The 18,755-nt window shown below is 68.3% G+C and carries 10 protein-coding genes, 1 tRNA gene and 3 pseudogenes; 10 read left to right on the top strand and 4 right to left on the bottom strand.

The window, feature by feature from the left end; all coding sequences use genetic code 11:
- The first annotated feature begins 119 nt into the window (after positions 1-119).
- The 6 genes from tmk to ACIRQ7_RS32915 all read left to right on the top strand — a co-directional run bounded on the left by tmk (position 120) and on the right by ACIRQ7_RS32915 (position 12,963).
- The gene (tmk, locus tag ACIRQ7_RS32940; protein WP_404266254.1) at positions 120-3,410 is read left to right on the top strand and encodes a dTMP kinase; all 3,291 of its coding nucleotides are present in this window, start codon (positions 120-122) and stop codon (positions 3,408-3,410) included.
- Positions 3,411-3,685: 275 nt separating this feature from the next.
- Complete coding sequence (locus ACIRQ7_RS32935) at positions 3,686-4,927, top strand: DNA polymerase III subunit delta' (RefSeq protein WP_404266253.1); 1,242 nt, start codon at positions 3,686-3,688, stop codon at positions 4,925-4,927.
- Positions 4,928-5,189: 262 nt separating this feature from the next.
- Positions 5,190-6,785, top strand: a complete 1,596-nt coding sequence (locus ACIRQ7_RS32930; RefSeq protein ID WP_404266252.1) for an alpha/beta hydrolase — start codon at positions 5,190-5,192, stop codon at positions 6,783-6,785.
- Between the two features lie 113 nt (positions 6,786-6,898).
- Positions 6,899-6,972: transfer RNA gene (locus tag ACIRQ7_RS32925), tRNA-Thr, on the top strand.
- A gap of 382 nt (positions 6,973-7,354) precedes the next feature.
- On the top strand, positions 7,355-12,166 hold the full coding sequence (locus ACIRQ7_RS32920) for a DUF6531 domain-containing protein (protein WP_404266251.1): 4,812 nt from the start codon (positions 7,355-7,357) through the stop codon (positions 12,164-12,166).
- Positions 12,163-12,963 (top strand): hypothetical protein, encoded by an 801-nt coding sequence (locus ACIRQ7_RS32915; RefSeq protein ID WP_404266250.1) that lies wholly within the window; start codon positions 12,163-12,165, stop codon positions 12,961-12,963. The genes ACIRQ7_RS32920 and ACIRQ7_RS32915 overlap by 4 nt, the downstream gene beginning before the upstream one ends.
- 393 nt (positions 12,964-13,356) lie before the next feature.
- Here ACIRQ7_RS32915 and ACIRQ7_RS32910 read toward each other — a convergent pair.
- Positions 13,357-13,893 (bottom strand): annotated as a pseudogene (locus ACIRQ7_RS32910) (tyrosine-type recombinase/integrase); the annotation flags it as partial.
- Between the two features lie 475 nt (positions 13,894-14,368).
- Between ACIRQ7_RS32910 and ACIRQ7_RS32905 the strand changes: the two are divergent.
- The 3 genes from ACIRQ7_RS32905 to ACIRQ7_RS32895 are packed head-to-tail and all read left to right on the top strand — an operon-like array spanning position 14,369 to position 16,829.
- A complete protein-coding gene (locus ACIRQ7_RS32905) occupies positions 14,369-14,614 on the top strand; it encodes a WXG100 family type VII secretion target (protein ID WP_404266249.1) in 246 nt (81 codons plus the stop codon).
- Complete coding sequence (locus tag ACIRQ7_RS32900; protein ID WP_404266248.1) at positions 14,614-15,918, top strand: WXG100 family type VII secretion target; 1,305 nt, start codon at positions 14,614-14,616, stop codon at positions 15,916-15,918. The genes ACIRQ7_RS32905 and ACIRQ7_RS32900 overlap by 1 nt, the downstream gene beginning before the upstream one ends.
- Positions 15,915-16,829 (top strand): hypothetical protein, encoded by a 915-nt coding sequence (locus ACIRQ7_RS32895; protein WP_404266247.1) that lies wholly within the window; start codon positions 15,915-15,917, stop codon positions 16,827-16,829. Before ACIRQ7_RS32900 ends, ACIRQ7_RS32895 begins: the two co-directional genes overlap by 4 nt.
- Positions 16,830-16,907: 78 nt before the next feature.
- On the opposite strand, the gene ACIRQ7_RS32890 is transcribed toward ACIRQ7_RS32895, so the two are convergent.
- Positions 16,908-17,321, bottom strand: coding sequence for a hypothetical protein (locus ACIRQ7_RS32890; protein ID WP_404266246.1), 414 nt, complete (start codon positions 17,319-17,321; stop codon positions 16,908-16,910).
- Positions 17,322-17,438: 117 nt separating this feature from the next.
- Between ACIRQ7_RS32890 and ACIRQ7_RS32885 the strand changes: the two are divergent.
- Positions 17,439-17,780 (top strand): annotated as a pseudogene (locus tag ACIRQ7_RS32885) (hypothetical protein); the annotation flags it as partial.
- Positions 17,781-17,865: 85 nt separating this feature from the next.
- On the opposite strand, the gene ACIRQ7_RS32880 reads toward ACIRQ7_RS32885, so the two are convergent.
- Together ACIRQ7_RS32880 and ACIRQ7_RS32875 are read right to left on the bottom strand one after the other, a co-directional pair.
- Positions 17,866-18,258 (bottom strand): hypothetical protein, encoded by a 393-nt coding sequence (locus ACIRQ7_RS32880; protein WP_404266245.1) that lies wholly within the window; start codon positions 18,256-18,258, stop codon positions 17,866-17,868.
- Positions 18,192-18,746 (bottom strand): annotated as a pseudogene (locus tag ACIRQ7_RS32875) (cupin); the annotation flags it as partial. The pseudogene ACIRQ7_RS32875 and the gene ACIRQ7_RS32880, both read right to left, overlap by 67 nt.
- Between the last annotated feature and the right edge of the window lie 9 nt (positions 18,747-18,755).

Raw genomic sequence — 18,755 nt, 5'->3', positions numbered from 1 at the left:
CCCGGCTCCTGAGCCGAAGCGCGGGACAAGGGCGGGCAAGGCGGACAGTGTTCCGTCGGGCCCGCCCGTTTGTTCGGGCGGGCGCCCGGGAGCGGGTGGCTGCCCGATAGGCTGGCGAGATGACGCGTGCCGAGCAGCCAACGGTCGTGACCCCCACTTCAGGCGCCCTTGCCGCGGATTCCCGCGAGCGCGCCGTGCGAGCCCTGCTCCGCTTCCCTCCCATGAAGCGACTGTGGAGCGCCCAGTTCGTCGGGGGCATCGGCGATGCCCTGTCCATGCTTGTCCTGGTACTGCTCGCCCTTCAGGCGGCGCTGTACGTACCGCTGGGAGGCGAGGCCGTCTTCGGCGGCGGCTATCGGGGCGCCGCCCTCGCGGTCACCGCCGTCTTCGCGGCCCGGATGCTGGCGACCCTCCTCTTCGGGGCGGTCCTGCTGGGGCCGCTGTCCGCCCTGACGGCGCCCTCCGGGCCGCTGGACCGGCGCTGGACGATGATCGGCGCGGACGGCGTACGGCTGGCGCTGCTGGTCGTCGCCCCCCTCTGGATCGACTGGTCGCCGGGCGACGCCCTCGCCTGGCTGCTGGTCACCGTCTTCGTCGTCGGCGTCGCCGAGCGTTTCTGGACCGTGTCACGGGAGAGCGCGGCGCCGGGACTGCTGCCCGCGCCGCCCCCCGAGGGCGCCGCCGTGCGCCCGCTGCCCGACAACATGGACGCGCTGCGCCGGCTGTCGCTGCGCACCGGCTTCGTCGCGCTGCCCCTCGCGGCGGCCGCGCTGGTCGTCGTCACCCTCATCGGGAAGCTGCTGGGCACCGGCATCGAGTGGTTCGACGCCCACGAGGCCGCGCTCGGCTCGTACGTCGCCGCCGGGCTCTTCGCCGCTTCCGTATCGATCCTCTACTTCATCGAACTCCCCGGTGCCCCGACGCCGCGGCCGCGCTCCCCGTTGGAGGGACTGCGCCGTCCGAAGCACGGCAAGGGCGTCGACAAGGGGCGTACGGGCGCGATTCCGCTGCTGGTGGTCGCCTGCGCCGCGGTCGCCGCCGCCATCGCCGCCGCTGTCTCGCTCGCCGTGCTGCACGCCTTCGACATCAACGGCGGCCCGGCCACCTTCGCGCTGCTCGTCCTCGCCCTGACCGGCGGCACGGTCGGCGGGATCCGCGGCGCCCACAAGGTGCTGCCCGCCCTCTCCCGGCGCCGGCTGCTGGCCCTGGCGCTCGCGGTCACCGGCCTCGCGCTGCTGGCCATGGGCCTGGTCCCGGACGCGACGACGGTCCTGCTGCTGGCGCTGCTCGCCGGCGTCGGCGCGGGCATCGCCGCCAACACCGGGCATCTGCTGCTGGAACAGGAGGCGGAGGAGTTCCGCGCCGCCCGCACCACCGAGCATCTGCACGCCGTCGTACGCCTCGCGGTCGCGCTGGCCGCCATCGTCGCCCCGCTGCTGGCCGCACTCATCGGCCCGCACAGCGTCGGCAACGGCACCTTCGACTTCTCGCACGGCGGCGCCGCCTTCACCCTGATGCTGGTCGGCGCGCTGCTGCTGCCGGTCGCCGCCTGGGTCCTCGGCAAGGTCGACGACCGGCAGGGCGTCCCGCTGCGGCGCGATCTGCGCGAGGCGCTGCGCGGCGGCGAACCGGACCAGGCGCCCGCGGCCACCGGTTTCTTCATCGCCCTGGAGGGCGGCGACGGCGCCGGCAAGTCCACCCAGGTCGAGGCGCTCGCCGAATGGATCCGCAGCAAGGGCCACGAGGTCGTGGTCACCCGTGAGCCCGGCGCCACCGCCATCGGCAAGCGGCTGCGCTCGATCATCCTGGACGTCTCGACGTCCGGGCTCTCGGACCGTGCGGAGGCGCTGATGTTCGCCGCCGACCGCGCCGAGCACGTCGACAGCGTCATCCGGCCCGCGCTGGAGCGCGGCGCCATCGTCATCACCGACCGCTACATCGACTCCTCGGTCGCCTACCAGGGCGCCGGGCGCAACCTCGCGCCCACGGAGATCGCCCGGATCTCCCGCTGGGCGACCGACGGCCTCGTCCCCCACCTGACGGTGCTGCTGGACGTCTCGCCGGACACCGCACGGGAACGCTTCACCGAGGCCCCGGACCGTATGGAGTCCGAGCCCGCCGAATTCCACCAGCGGGTACGCGCCGGATTCCTCACCCTGGCCGCCGCCGACCCGGCGCGCTACCTGATCGTCGACGCGGGCCAGGAGCCGGAGGCTGTCACCACGGTCGTACGGCACCGCCTCGACCAGGTGCTCCCGCTGTCCGAGGCCGAGGCCAAGGCCCAGGTGGAGGCCCGCAAGGCCGCCGAGGAAGCGGCCCGCCGCAAGGCCGAGGAAGAGGCCGCGCGCAAGGCCGAGGAGGCGCGCCAGGAACGCGAGCGCCAGGAACAGCTCGCCAAGCTGCGCGCCGAGGAGGAGGAGCGCAAGCGCCGCGAACTCGAAGAGGCCAAGGCCCGGGAGGCCGCCCGCCAGGCCGAGGAGGCGCGGCTGCGCGCCGAGGAGGCACGCAAGGCGGCGGAGGAGGAGCGCCAGCGGCGCGAGGCCGAGGAGCAGGCCCGCCAGGCCGAACAGGAACGGCTGCGCAAGCAGGCCGAGGAGGAGGCGCGGCTGCGCGCCGAGGCCGAGGAGCGCCGTCTGGAGAAGCAGCGCAAGGCCGAGGCGGCCCTGCTGCGCGCCGAACAGGCCCGGGTGGCGGCGGCCGAAGCGGCTGCGGCGGCCGAGGCCAAGGCCGCGGCGGAAGCAGCTGCCGAGGCGGCCGCGGCGGCCGAGTCCGCGGATGCGCCGACGGCGGAGACGCCGGTCGCGGATCTGCGGAAGCGGGTGGCGGAGACGGAGAACGGCACCGATTCCGGTGCCGGTTCCGCCTCGGGCTCCGGCTCGGCTTCCGGTCCTGACAACGAGCGGACGGCGTCGCTGCCGCAGCCGGGGGCGCGGCACGCCTCCGGATCCGCCGACGAGACGACCGTGCTGCCGGCCTACGGCACCGGACGGGACGCGGACGAGACCGCGGTCCTGCCGCCCGTACGACCGGATGCCGAAGGCGGCCCGCAGGGCCACGCGCACGAGGGACCCGAGGCGCACGGTGACCCGGCGGACCGCGTACCGCCGTGGATGTTCCGTGCCGGCGACCGGAGCGGCGAGCGGGGCGGTGACCCGAACGACGCAGCGGCGCGGCAGCAGTCCGCACCGGCCGAGTCGGGAGTGGAGCGGACGGCCGAACTCCCGCAGATCGACCCGTCCACGGGCCGTCCCGTGGAGCCTCCGCAGCGCAGCCGCCCCCGCCCCGAATGGGCGGAGGAGACCCCGCTGGACGACCTCCCGACGCTCGCCGACGAGCTGCTCGGCCCGCGCGGCGACGAGGACGGGGACCACGGCGCGGACGGTCGCGGGCCTCGCGGACGGCGCGGGTAGCACCACTCGGGCGCGCGCCGGGAGCGCAGGACGGCGGCGCCCGGACCGGTCTCGACGACGGCCGTGGCCGCAGCGGAAGGACAGCTGCGGCCACGGCCGTTTTCCCTGCGGACGGCCGCACGGCCGGCGTCCGCACGCCGGCTCCGGATTCGTTTGTCAGTGGGTTGCACCACAATGGGTGGAACGCGGGCGCGCTGCGGTGCGCACCGCGGCGTGAGACGTGCGGGCAGGGCCGCGAGACGTGCAGGGCAGGCGGAAGGGAACGGCGGACAACGATGGCGGTATGGGACGACGTGGTCGGCCAGGGCCGGCTGACGGAGCAGCTCGCCGCGGCCGCGCGCGATGCGGACGCCCTCGTGTCCTTTGACAGCGCGGCCGCCGCGGCGCCCCGCGGCACCCCGGTGCCGGCCGATCCGACCGGCTCCTCGCAGATGACCCACGCCTGGCTGTTCACCGGCCCGCCCGGATCGGGCCGGTCCACCGCCGCCCGCGCGTTCGCCGCCGCGCTGCAGTGCGTCAGCCCGGACCGCGCACTGGGCGGCGCCCCCGGCTGCGGCTTCTGCGACGGCTGCCACACCTCCCTGGTCGGCACCCACGCCGATGTCGAGATCGTCCGTACGGACCTGCTCTCCATCGGCGTCAAGGAGACCCGCTCCCTGGTCCGCCGCGCCTCCCTCTCCCCGGCCGGCGGCCGCTGGCAGGTGATCGTCCTGGAGGACGCCGACCGCCTCACCGAAGGCGCGGGCAACGTCCTCCTCAAGGCCGTCGAGGAGCCCGCGCCCCGTACGGTCTGGCTGCTCTGCGCGCCCTCCATCGAGGACGTGCTGCCCACCATCCGCTCGCGCTGCCGCCATCTGACGCTCCGTACGCCGCCGATCAGCGCCGTCGCCGATGTCCTCGTGCGGCGCGACGGCATCGCACCGGAGGCCGCCGACCTCGCCGCCCGCGCCACCCAGGGGCACATCGGCCGGGCCCGCCGCCTGGCCACCGACGAGCGGGCCCGCGCCCGCCGCTCCGCGGTGCTGAAACTCCCGCTGCGCATCGACGACATCGGCGGCTGCCTCAAGGCCTCCCAGGAGCTGATCGACGCCGCGGGCGAGGACGCCAAGCAGGTCGCCGAGGACGTGGACACCAAGGAGACCGAGGAGCTGCGCGCCGCGCTCGGCGCCGCCGCCGGCACCGGCGGGCGGATGCCGCGCGGCACGGCGGGCGCCATGAAGGAGCTCCAGGACAAGCAGAAGCGCCGCTCCACCCGTACGCAGCGCGACAGCCTCGACCTGGCCCTGACCGACCTCACCGGTTTCTACCGCGATGTGCTCGCCGTCCAGGTGGGCGCCTCGGTGCCGCTGGCCAACGCCGAGGCCCGCGACAGCATCCAGCGCATCGCCACCGCCTCGACCCCGGAGCGCACCCTGCGCCGGATAGAAGCGGTCATCGCCTGCCGCGGCGCGCTGGACCGCAATGTGGCGCCGCTCCTCGCGGTCGAAGCGATGACCGCGGCCCTCCGCGCCGGCTGATCACCGCAAGGCCCCCGCCGCCCGGGACCGCAGCACCACCCCCCGGAAAGGAGTCACTCATCGCCCTCGCCCGGATACGCTCCGTGTCAAGCCTCCTGCCGGCGGGCTCCACCCCGCGCCCCACCTCCGTCGGCTCGCCGTACCGCCGTACCGCTGCCTTGCCGTCGCCGCCGAAGCCGGTCCAGGGACCGGGACCGCTTCCCGCACCGGGATCGGTTCCGTGGCCGGGACCGGTTCAGGGACCGAGAACGAGGGACCGCTCATGGCCACCAGCCGCCTGCTCCGCCCCGCCGCTGCCGTCTTCGCGGCCACCGCTCTGCTGATCTCCGGCTGCTCCGCCGGAAGTTCGTCCCCGGACCCTGACGCGTCCGGCGTCGCGCGAGGGGGCGGCGCCGAGCGCGCCGCCGACGACGGCGACGCCCCCGTCCTCAACCCCCTGCCGACGGCCGTTCCCGGCAACCTCCGCCCGTACTACGACCAGAAGCTGAGCTGGCACGACTGCGGTGTGGCCGGCTTCGAATGCGCGACGATGAAGGCGCCGCTGGACTACGCCAAGCCCGGTGCCGACACGGACCTGAAGCTCGCCGTCGCCCGGAAGAAGGCCACCGGCCCCGGCAGCCGGATCGGCTCCCTCATGGTCAATCCGGGCGGCCCCGGCGGCTCGGCGATCGACTACCTCACGCAGTACGCACCGCAGCCCGCCGCGGTCCGGGCGCGCTACGACATGGTCGCGATGGACCCCCGCGGCGTGGCCCGCAGCGAACCGGTCGAGTGCCTCTCGGACAAGCAGATGGACAGCTACACCCAGACCGACGCGACCCCCGACAACCCGGCCGAGGTCACCAAGCTCACCCGCTCCTACCGCGCCTTCGCGAAGGGCTGCCAGGCCCGCTCCGGCAAGCTGCTCGGGCACGTCTCCACCATCGAGGCCGCCCGCGACATGGACGTGCTGCGCGCCGTCCTCGGCGACAAGAAGGTCACCTTCGTGGGCGCCTCGTACGGCACCTTCCTCGGCGCGACCTACGCCGGCCTCTACCCCTCCCGCGTCGGCCGGATGGTCCTCGACGGCGCCATGAACCCGGCGCTCGACTCCCGCACCATCAACATCGACCAGACCACCGGCTTCAACACCGCCTTCAAGGCGTTCGCCGACGACTGCGTCAAGAAGAAGGACTGCCCCCTCGGCACCAAGAACGCCGAGGACGCCGGCAAGCAGCTCTCCGCCCTCTTCAAGAAGCTCGACGCCCACCCGGCCGAGACGGGCCAGGCCCGCCCGCTCACCGAGTCCCTCGCCACGACCGGCGTCATCGCCGCCATGTACGACGAGCAGTCCTGGCCGCTTCTGCGCGAATACCTCGCCCAGGCGAAGGCCGGCGACGGCCGCGGGCTGCTCACGCTCTCCGACAGCTACTACGAGCGCGACCTCGACGGCACCTACGCCAACCAGATGTACGCCAACCCCGCCGTCAACTGCCTCGACCTGCCCTCCACCTTCAACAGCCCCGAGCAGGTGCGCGCCGCCCTCCCCAACTTCCGCAAGGCCTCACCGGTCTTCGGCGACCAGTTCGCCTGGTCCGCCCTGAACTGCGCGTACTGGCCCGCCAAGCCCACCGGCACGCGCCACCGCATCGAGGCCAAGGGCGCCGCCCCGATCGTCGTCGTCGGCACCACCCGCGACCCCGCCACCCCCTACATCTGGGCCAAGGGCCTCGCCGACCAGCTCGCCAGCGGCACCCTCCTCACGTACGTCGGCGACGGCCACACCGCCTACGGCCGCGGCAGTGACTGCATCGACAGCGCGATCAACACCTACCTCCTCGACGGCACCGTCCCGCCCAAGAACAAGCGCTGCACGTGACCCACTTCACTCCCCACGGCCCCCACCCCCACCCTCCCTCCCGCCCCCCTGACCAGCTTCTCAACGGGTGACGAAGCACCCCCGCACAATGTGTAGACTGGGCCGCGCACCACGCCGCCTTAGCTCAGTTGGCCAGAGCAACGCACTCGTAATGCGTAGGTCTCGGGTTCGAATCCCGAAGGCGGCTCTGTGGAAGCCCCAGGACTCACTCGCCGTGACCTGGGGTTTTTTCATGCCGGGGGCGCGGCGGAGCGCACGACGGGGATGCCGTGGGAGTGCTTGCGTGAGCGATGCGTGAGCGGAGCGGGCACCGCCCGTTGGATCGGACGTCACGTAGGCGAGGTCGACAAGACTCTGACCAGGAGAAACAGGACTCGGTGTGTGATCACCCGACACCGCCCAGCGCACTGACGGTGCCGCTGTCGGCCGATGAGCAGCTTTCCCTCCGACGGGGGGACCGTTTAGAGCTAACAGCCATACAGGACGGCTCATAGGGCACTTGAGGCACCGCTCCCTCGCCTGAAAGCATCCGATCATCTGAGTAATGCATAACGGGGGGCGTGTTTCGCGTGGGTGTTGTGCTGCCGGGTTGGGCGGATGAGCTGCTCGACCTGATCGGTGTGTCGTGGCCGAACGTGGACGAGGACGACTACCGCGAGATGGCCAATGCCATGCGAGAGTTCGCCGACGACATCGACGAGGGCGCGAACGAGGCACACACCGCCATCCAGAGCCTGGTGGGCTCGGCGGGCGGCTCCCTGGCTGTCGAAGCGCTCAATGCCCACTGGGGGAAGATCAACGGCCAGCATCTCAAGGGGCTGGCCGACTGCGGGCGCATGGCAGGCACCGCGATGGACGGCGTCGCGATCCTCATCGAGGGCGCCAAAATAGCCGCCGTCGTCCAGCTGGGCATCCTCGCGGCAGAGGTCATCGCCGCCCAAGCCGCTGCCCCGTTCACCCTGGGGCTCTCCGAAGTCGGCGCGTTGGGTGCGACGCAGGCGACCCGGATGATCGTGAAGCGGCTGTTCAAGGAGGTCTGCCAGCAGGTCGCCGAACAGGTCATCAGCATCGCGCTGACCCCGGTGGAGGAAGCGCTGGCCGCGATGGTCGGCGACTTGGTCGTCCAGCTCGGCGCCAACGCCCTCGGCGTCCAGGACGGAGTCGACCTCGGGCACGCCGCCAAGGCCGGCAAGGAAGGCTTCAACCAGGGCGTCAAGGACGCCAAGGACTCCGCCAAATCAGCCGCCGACAACCCCATGGAGCTCCTCAGCGCCGGCGGCCACCGCGGAGGCGGGGGAGGGCTCGGCGGTGGCGGCAGCAGTTCTGGTGGCAGTGGCGGGTTCAGCTTCGACAAGGACGAGCACGACAAGGCCGTCACTAGCCTGGAGAGCGCGGGCGGCACGTTCCGCAACAAGGCCGGCGGGAAGATCGGCCGGGCCAAGAGCCACCACGGCCGTACCCGCGGCAAGGACTTCATCGCCGATGCGGCGAACACGATGCTCGACAAGGTCATCGACGGCATCGAGGACGGCGTCAAGAAGACCGCCAAGCACCTCGACGACAACATGACCCGCGGTATCAAGCAGATGGCCAAGAATCACCACGAGAACGACAAGGGCCTGGCCGACCACTTCAAGGGGCTCGGCAAGGACGGCAAGAAGGACCCGAAAGCGCCGGGAGGGAGCGCCGGCGGGACCGGTAATCGGGTCGGCGGCAAGAAGGGAGGAAGGAACACATCAGGATCGAGCCTGCGTGGCGGAGCGGCAGAGCCGCACAAGACCAGCGTTCCTGCGGACAACCGCAACTGTCGAAGCGACCCGATCGACATTGCCTCGGGCGAGATGGTCCTTGCGCAAGAGGATGTCAGTCTGCCGGCTGTGTTGCCGCTGTTGCTCTCGCGAACCCATGTGTCCTCTTACCGTTGCGGCGGCTGGTTCGGCCCGTCCTGGTCCTCGACTCTCGACCAGCGCCTGGAACTCGACGACGAAGGCGTCGTCTTTGCCACTGACGACGGCATGCTCCTTGTCTACCCGGTCCCCACGGATGATGAGTCCGTCCTTCCTGTCGAGGGTCCTCGATGGCCGCTCAGCCGTGACCCGGAGACGGCCGGTGGGCTACGTATCAGCGACCCGCACGAGGGACGCACCTGGCACTTCGACAAGCCGGCGAACGTCACGGGTGTGTCGCAAGAGCGGATAGACGATTCACAGCTCCCGCTGACGGGGATTTCCGATCGGCACGGGAACCATATCGACATCGACTATTCCGATGACGGTTCCCCCAGCGAGGTCTGGCACAGCGGCGGATATCGGATCGCAGTCGAGACCGACGGGCGACGGATATCTGGCTTGCGTCTGCTGGGTGCGCGGAGCTCGGACGCGGTAGCACTGGCAGCCGAGGCAAACCCCGTTGTGGGCGATGAGGGCGACTCCGAGGGGGGACTCCTCTTGACCGCATTCGCCTACGACGCCAACGGGAACCTCATCGAGGTCACTAACTCCTCCAGTGTGCCGATGCACTTCACATACGACCAAGACGGCCGGATCACCTCCTGGGCTGACCGCAATCTGCATCGGTACGACTACGTCTACGACGGGGCAGGTCGCTGCGTTGAGACCCGGGGAGAGGGCGGGTTCCTCGACGCTGTCTTCGCCTACGACGACAAGGCGCGCTGTACCCGGGTGACCGATGCGCTGGGACGGGTCACCGTCTACCAGCTCAACGACCGTGGCCAGACGACAAGGGAGACCGATCCATCGGGTGCGACCACCAGCTTCGGATGGGACCGGTACCACCGACTACTGCGGCGCACAGACCCCTTGGGCCGTACGACCACGATGGAGTACGACGCAGAGGGCAACACCACCGCCGTCACCAGGCCCGATGGCTCGCGGACGACCGCTGTCTACAACGACTTCCATCAACCGTTGCTCGTGGTTGGTGCCGATGGCGCCGGCTGGCAGTACGCATACGACGATCGTGGAAATCTGCTACAGCTCACTGATCCTGCCGGGGCGGTCACCCGCTACGAGCACAACTCTTTTGCCCATCTCACAGCCGTCACCGATGCCATGGGTCAGACAACCCGTCTCACCACCGACTCCGCAGGGCTGTCAGTAGCCACGACCGACCCTGTGGGGGCCGTGACCACGTGTGAGCGGGACCCCTTCGGCCGACCGCGGATGGTGACCGATCCGCTGGGAGCAGTGACGACCTACGGCTGGACAGTCGAGGGACAGCCGGCTTGGTGCACCCGGCCCGACGGCCACTCCGAGCGGTGGTTCTATGACGCTGAGGAGAACCTTCTCCAGCACGTCGACCCCGCAGGCGGAACCACTTCCTTCGAATACACCTTCTTCGATCGGGTCTCCTCCCGCACCGGCCCTGACGGGGCCCGGTTCACCTTCGACTACAACGCTGAGTTGCAACTCACTGCTGTCACCAACCCCCATGGACTGCAGTGGCGCTACGACTACGACTCGCTGGGCAGGGTGCTGCAGGAGTCAGACTTCAACGGACGAAGCGTCAGCTACACCTATGACGTTGCCGGCCGGCTGACCTCGCGGACCAACGGCGCGGGCCAGACCGTGCGCTACATCCGCGACCTGCTCGACCGCGTGATTCGAGAGAGCACGCAGGTCGGAGTGACGCGCTTCCACTACGACGCTGAAGGCCGCCTGTTGTACGCGGCCAATGGCGCCACGGACCTCGTGTTCACCTATGACCCGGCAGGCCGCTTGTTGGCCGAGCAACAGGGGGCGGCCGTAATCGAGTTCGGATACGACAGCCTTGGCCGGCGCAGCTTGCGTCGTACACCTGGTGGCGTGGAGAGCCGATGGACCTACGATGCGGCGGGCCGACCGGCAACGCTGACCAGCGCTGGGCGAGAACTCAGGTTTGGCCACGACCTTTCCGGTCGGGAGGTCCACCGCAAGCTCGGTGCGGCGGTCCTCTCCCAGACTTGGGATCCGGCCAACCGCATGACATCCCAGACCGTCACCAGTGCGTCGATGCCGGCCGGTGCCTCCACATCTGCGACTGCACTGCGACACCGCACCTTCGCCTACCGCCCGGACGATCAGTTGGTCGGCTTCACGGACACGGCGCTGGGGACGAGAGCCTTCGAACTGGATCGGGTGGGACGGGTCACCAGTGTGTCGGGACACAACTGGTCCGAGACCTACGCCTACGACACTGCAGGCAACCTGACCGCCGCCGGTTGGGGGGACACCGGGCAGACGGTTCAGCACGACACCGCAGGGGTCAGGTCGTATAGCGGCACCTTGCTCCGTCAGGCGGGCCGCACGAGCTACGAGTACGACGGCCAGGGGAGGATCGTCAAGCAATCCCGCAGGCTGCTCTCTGGCGGCGTCCGAACCTGGCACTATTCCTGGGACGCGGACGATCGCCTCACCACGGTCACCCTCCCGGACGGCACCGTTTGGTGCTATCACTACGATCCCCTAGGCCGACGCGTCGCCAAGCAGCGACTGGGCGACGACACCACCACTGTGGTGGAGCAGACCACGTTCACCTGGGACGGCACCGTATTAGCCGAGGAAGTGCGCAGCGGTCAAGGGCCCTCCGGTGTCCAGGTCACCAGTTGGGAGTGGGACCGGGACAGCCACCGAGTCCTGACCCAGGTCGACCGGACCGGCAGCGTCTCCGGACCGTCGCAGGAGGATTTCGACCAACGCTTCTACTCCATCGTCACCGACCTGGTCGGCACGCCCACGGAACTTGTCGATGAACGCGGTGGGATTGCCTGGCACTCCAGATCCACCTTGTGGGGAGTGCCTCTGCATGCTGATCCCCGCGAGGTGGTGGGGTGCAACCTCGGCTTCCCAGGTCAGTACTACGACAGCGAGAGCGGCCTGCACTACAACCTGTTCCGCTACTACGACTCACGCACCAGCCGATACCTCAGCCCCGATCCGCTCGGGCTGGGGCCCGCACCGGACGCACACGGCTACGTGGACAATCCCTTCGCAGAGATCGACCCGCTCGGCCTGGCGAAGAAGAAGTGCCCGGTCATCATCGAACGCTACGGCAGCGAGGCAGAAGCGAAGGCCAGCGCGGCGGTGAAGCCGAACGGCGGCCTCGTGCCAAGGCCCGGTCACGAACGGCAGCCCAAGTGGACTGCCCAGACCGGCAAGGTCAACCCCGGAACGTTGGGCAAGAGCAAGAACTACACCCACAAAGTGGAGTTCCACTGCAAGCCAGAGGTGTTGGCCTGGCTGAAGCAGTACGAGATCAAACCAACCAACGAGCCAGGACGCTACGCGGTGCCAGCTGACAAAATCGACGAGTTCAACAAGTACGTGGAGAAGACGACGGTACAGCCGCTCGACTCTGGCGGCTCCCGTAGGAGGAGACGATGAATCCGCGATCGTCGGGCGGACGCCTACGCAATGCCCTGCTGCGCGTCGGAGAGGGGAGGCACGTACCCGAGGCCGACCTCCGTAGCACGGTCGAATCCGCGCTGTGTGAATTGGCAGAGGAGACGCTGGGCACGCACTCCAGCATCGGGCTCGTCACCGTCGGCGGCGAGGACCACAGCTGGGGGCGGAGCCTCGGCCTGCGCCTCGCGGACTATGACGTGGGGCTGCCAGAGCTGCTCCTGAGCGCCGACGAGAGCGATCTGCCGCCACAGGTGTGGGAGAGCTGCCCGGCGCTGGGCCAGGACGAGTGGGAAGCTGCACTGCTGGTCTCCAAGCTCATCCTCATGGTGCTTGAGTCGGAGCCCGAGCCTGTGCCTGACAATGCCGCACAGTGTCCGAAGGGTGTCCCGAGGCCGGCCAGAACGATGGCCAGAGAGCGTGTTTGCCAGTCGCTGACCGCGGTAGCGGAACGCGCAAACCTACTCCAGGACGAACTCACGGCACATCTGCGGACCACGCTTCTGGACTTCGCGTCGGCGACTCCTGACAACCAGGAGGCTGCTCAGCACATTGCGGTATTGCACACAGGAGAGCCGCAGCATGCGGCGCGCATGTGCCTCAGCCGCTCGGGGTACTCGCTCGCGCAGGTACTGCTGAGCGCCGATGGCTCTCCTATCCCTGATTCCGTGCTTGACGCATTCCCGGACTTGAACCAGGAGGAATGGAACGCCGTTATCCAAGCCACCGGGTTGACCCTTTTGGCCTTCGAGGCTGAACCAATCCGTCCGACAGGGTAGCTCGTGTCGCGCTGAAGGACCCGTTTGGCGATTCCTTCGCCAAACGCTTCACCATGAACCCCGATCCCGGCAACCCGTGTCGCGGTGTTCACGAACTGGGCCCCAGCGAGGGGATCAGTTACTTTTCGGCTGGACGAACGTCCATGTTGACTGTCTGACCTGGACGGCACCTTAGGCGGGGATTCTGGGTAGCGCGCCGGGTGCCCGGTCTGTGCGGACCGGACGGACGTAGTGCTTCGGTCGTGGTTCGAATCCCCAAGGCGGCTCCGGCGAAAGGCCAGGTCACACAGCCCGTGACCTGGCCTCTTGGCTTCTCTGGGCATGAGGCGTCACACGACGGGGTGCGGTGGGATGGCTTGCGTGAACGATGCGTGAGCGGAGCGGACCGGGGATCTACCTTTCGGGCTTCTTCCGCTCGGCCTTCTTGCCGGATTTCTTCTTGCCCTTGGCCTGAGCTTTCGCCTCGCCCTTGGCCTTCTTGCCAGCTTTCGCGGCCTTGCGTGCCGTCTTCTCCGCCTCGACCTTCCGCTGGAGCGGTACCGGCTTGGCGGTGGCCTCGGCGGCGTTCTTGCCGACTTGGGGCAGGACGCTCTGGTAGATGTCCCGCGTGATCCGGGTGTCGCTGTGCCCGAGGGTGTCCGACACGATCTTGATGTCGATGTCGGCGGCCAGCATGAGGGTTGCCGCGCCGTGGCGCAGATCGTGCAGGCGGATCGGCGGGAGACCGGAGGCGGCGACGAGCCGCTCGAAGAGGTCGGTCACCTTGCCCGGGTGCAGCCAGGAGCCGTCCTCCTGCGTGAAGACATTGCCGGTGTCCACCCAGGCCGAACCCCACTCCTCGCGGGCTTCTTCCTGTCGCTCACGGTGGCGCTTCAGAACGTCGACGGTGTCGTCGTCGAGCGCGACCACGCGGTACCCGCTCTCGGACCTACGATCGATGCCGCGATTGTCGTGCTCGCCGAACGCCCAATCGCTGAAGCTGCTCGCCCATCACGCGACGTCGGTCAGCCAACGGCCGCAGCAACGGCACCGCCCACGAAGCAGTGGCGCCCCCGCAGTTAGCCGCCCAACACGCCGCTGAACGACCGGGGCTCCACTGCGGTCGTACAGCGAAAGGGCGTGCGCTCGGTAAATCGCCCCCTGTCGGAATCTGGCCGACAGTGGCTCAAATCTTGTCCCGGGCCTCCTGGCGGGCGGTGCTGCACTGTGGCTGAAACGCACTCCCACCAGGGAGATTGTCAGTGCCGTATGCGAAGGTCGCCATCTGGGAGCCGAAGCATTGTCGGCGGCTCGCGACGGTTTACGAGTACACGGTCAAAGGGGGAGGCACGACATGGCCGGCGACGGCTTCGACATAGACACCGACCAACTCAAGTCCGCCGCTCCAACGTTCCACCGAGAGGCTATGGCCCTGGAACGCGCGACGACCAAGCTTCGCCACACGCTGGGCGGGCTGGGGGAGCCCTGGGGTGGTGACGAGCAGGGGAAGAAGTTCGAGCACGTCTACGCCCCGCATCAGGCGCAGATCGAGAAGGCGGCCGCAGCTCTGGTCAAGGGCCTGTCCAGTATCACCAAGGCCATGAACGACATGGCCGCCAACCACGAAGACGCTGACCACTCGGCCAAGTCCGGCTTCGAGGGCGGTAAGTGATGGGTGCTGCCGACAAGGCCAAGGAGATCGTCCAGGACCTGACCGGCATGTGGTGGCCGGAGGGCGATGAGGACGAACTCCGGGAGGCCGCCCGCGCTTGGCGCACCTTCGCGGATGATGTCGAGGACTGCACGGCCGCCTGCCACAAGAAGGCCCAGGACGTCATCGACAACAACAAGGGCAAGTCGATCGACTCGTTCGGGGAGTTCTGGCGCAAGTACCACGGTGGCGGCAAGGGCTACCTCGACGATGTGGCCACCGCCGCCCGCGACATGGCCAAGGCCCTGGACAAATACGCCGACCAAGTCGCCGATGCCAAGAAGAAGATCGAGCACGAACTGGAGATCGCCGGCGCGGTCCTGGTCGCGGGTACGGCCCTGGCCCTCTTCACCGGCGGCATCAGCGAGCTCGCGGCGGCCGGCGCGACCGAGGCGATCGTCGCCGCAGCGAGTACGGCGGGCGTCGCCGTTTCCGCCACCGTCGCCGAGATCGCCGGAACAGTCCTGGCCACTGCTGCCATCGGGGGCATCGAAGCCATCACCGTCGACGTGGTCGTCGCCCAGGGCGGCCGCAACCTTCTGGGTGACCAGCAGGGAATCAATTTGAATGAGATCAAAGAAGCGGGAGCAGGCGGGGTCTTACTTGGGGGCGCCCTGGGCGGCGCGGGCCGTGCTGCGAAGGCCGTAGGCGGCGCTGGCGGCTTCAAAAATGCCTTCGGCAAGATGAATCTGGGTCTGGGTGGTCCACGCCTTGCGATGGCTGGGGAGGCGCCCTTCGGTCCTGTCGGCCCGACCGGCGGCCCCTTGATGCGCAACGCGGAGGGGAGCGGCGGAGCCTCCGGGACCCCAAAGGCCAGTGGCTGGGAAGCCTCAAGCAACATAAAGGGGCCTGGGGCCGGGAAGACGCTCAAGCGGCCACACGATCGGCACACCGTTGGCGGCGCAGGGCGAGCAGGAAAGAACATCAAGGAAGATAACACGATCATCCTCCCAGGATATTCTCAGGAGGTTGAGAAGGATATCGCTGGCATCGCAGAAGGGAAGGCTACCTGGTTGCCGGACGGTGAGCGCTATGAAATTAATGGGCGCACGTACGGCGTCCATGAGAACGGAACCGTTTACCCTGCCAAGGGTTCAGGTTTTGTGGAAATGGACCGGAACGAGTATGCGGCGCTATCGCAGATCGTAAAGGCTAAGGGGGATCTGTCGGCGTCTCCGCAACTCACACGGAACCCCCGTTTCGTGAATAATCCAGAAGCCGTCGAAAAAGCCCTGGCCATTTACAACGGGACTTACATACCATGACGTACAATCTTTTCCTCGTCGATAGCCGCGACCCCAATGTCATGGCCGAAGCTCTTGCGGCGGCCTTCAGGATCCCGGCGGCAGAGGTGGACGTTGCCGACGCTGACGGCGACCAAGAAGACCGAAACTGGGAGGCCCTGGCCTCCTGTGAATATTCGCATGTATTCGGGAATGTGTCGCTATCTCTGGATGTTTACGCACAGGATTCGGTGGGGCAGCAGCCTTCAGAATCCGATTTCTCCGCAGCGCTTGCGCGCCAGCTCGGAACGCCTGTCTTGTACCCTCCTCAGGAGAGCGCTATGAGCGCCCACTGGTTGGTGACCCCAGATGGCTTGACGACGCGGGCCCGGCTGAGTGAGTCAGACGATGACGAGATGACGTTCACGGTCACAGCCGTTGAGGCATTCGTTGATCGTTTGCCAGACGTTCCTGTGATGCATCTCCCGGAAGTGGTGCGCGAGCAGAAAATTGCTACGCCTCTGGCCGATTCCTTTGCGGAATCCCTCCAGTCGTTGGAGGGGGAGGATGTCGACGAGGCGAATGGTTCCCCGACCACAACGGACGTTGCTGAGATGGCGCGGATCGCCAAGTCATACTTGGGAGCCTGGGAAAAGCTGTCTCGGCGTGCAGAAAACGACTGGGAGCCATCTGGTTGGTACCCCGTGGAGTTCTACCGGGAAGTGCTCGGATACCGTGATGACATCGAGGGGTATCTGCGCCAACTGCCTGAGAACGTGGCCACGCTGTACAAGCGCTACGTCGACAAGGTTGACAGTCTCTATCAGGAGCTGACAGTCGACGACGAAGAACACGTTGTCGTTGATGGCCGCGATGAGCCGAATGCTGGTTCGGTGCAGAAGGCATGGTGGTGGTACCGCTGCCCCGATCCCATGCCCTGGCCCAGCGAGTAAGGAAGAGCGCCTCCGCTACGAAATGTGCCGAGCGGAGGCGCTTTCTGCTGAGCGCTGGGCAACTACATAGCTCAACGCTCAGGCTGAGGTCTTCAGCGAGGAGCCACCCCGGGCGTGCGGCGGCCGATAGGTCTTCCGCGGAGGCAGTTCGCCCCCTACGTCGCGGCGGTAGTTCTCCTGGGCTCGCGCGCTGGCGCGACGATCGCCGATGTCCACCAGGGACGCCTTTACCGGGTGCGGCCCGGAGGCTGCGCGCTTGGGCACCTCGGCTGCGGGAGGCTCGGGGAACTGCTCGAAGTCCTCGGTGTCCTTGAGGTCCTCGGCATCCTGCTCCTCGGCGAGACTGGCAACCACACCGACGACGGCAAGGCTCATGGCCCCGACGGCGAGGATCTTCGTCTTGTGCTTCTTGAGCAGGTTCTTCGCGGCTTTGGCGAAGGAGGTGGGCGCGCCGTCCTCGGGGGTGGGCTCGCTGGACGTGGACGCATTCACCCGCACAGAACTACCGCATCCATCCCTCACCTGTCAGGCAATCACCTGACATCGCCCGATCAAGTTCGTTAGTCGTAAATGCAAGAGCAACCGATCAGCAGCGTCTCTCCCTCCCGCTCTTTCGATACGACCATCGAGAGCTGGGTGCCCGCCCACGCCGATTTGAACTGGGCCAACATGACCGCGCCGACGTTCTGCCTCTTCGACTGGGAGGACTGGGGCAACGCGCCGTGAGGGTTGGGCTCGGCTTCGCTGTGGGGGAATTCGCTCGACGTTCCGGCTCTGGCCGACCGCGTATGGCAAGAACGAAGGCGCGACTTCGAGAGCCGTGGCGGCAAGCTGATGACGCTGTTCGTGTGCTCGAGGATCCTGGGGCCGGACGCGCACCCGGAGGACCCCCGTCTTACGCCCGCTCGCAGTGTGGCGGAGCGCGTCGTCTCGGAGCTTCAGGCGGGCTGACCGTGCGATCGGGCCCGAAGGAGGTTCCGGTACTCCTCGATTGCCCGCTCGTCGACCTGGCCTGCCAGAGCGTCGAGCAGGTCCTTTAGATGGGCAGGGGGTCGGTTCCCACGGCAACCGTGCCGACTTTGGGGAGGTCGTAGGCAGTCCGGAATGCCGCCTGCACTGGAGAGAACACCACATCCGGTTCGCGCCCGAGACCCCGGACTGCCTTCTCCACGGCCTCGTACAGCCGTCCGGGAGCCAGGGTGTGCTCCGCCCCGCCCGGTCCCGCGAAGTAGCCCACCTTCGTGGGCAGCCGGAACTTCGGCAGCAGATCGCCGGCCGTCCGAGCCAGGACCTCATGGGAGCGGAAGCCGAGATAGTTCGAACTGGTGTCGATGCTGGTGACACCGAGGTCCAGTGCTCCGGTCAGGAGACGGCGCTCGTGACGAGACCGGTGTAGCCCGAGGACGATTCGGGGGTCAGCGTCGCGCATATCTCCTCCTTCACCAGGATCTCGGCGACCTCCGTCTCTTCCGCTCCGACAACGGCTGCTGCCTGCTCCACCGAGACCGGCCTGCCGCTGAGCAGGAGCCGCAGTGCGGGCCCGGCTTGGGTCGCGAAGGTGAGTTTCTTTCCCGAAGCCATGACGTCGACCGCCTCGCCGTTCTCCTGGATCTGCGGCGGGAAGTGTGCGGTGCACACCACGGTGTCGAGCGGACCGAGAATGTCGAGGAACGGCACGTGCCTTGGAAGTGTCGTCGCCTGCTCGTACGCGGCCAGGAAGTCGGCCGGCGATCGCTCGCCGATCAGCTGGGCGGCTGCCTCGGCCAGGCCCTTGGTGTTGGTCCCGTGCACCCGGTCCAGGTCGTGTCGGAAGACCTCGTGCTCGCGTGACCAGTCAGCCAGCCAGGCGATCCAGCTCGCTCCCGTGCGCTGGGCGACCCCGAAAGTTACGTGCAGGCTGTTACCCGATCCGTGGCCGTTTGCGGG

The organism is Streptomyces sp. NPDC101393 (assembly GCF_044767385.1).
Lineage (GTDB): Bacteria > Actinomycetota > Actinomycetes > Streptomycetales > Streptomycetaceae > Streptomyces.
This window is presented reverse-complemented; position numbering and strand designations above follow the sequence as displayed.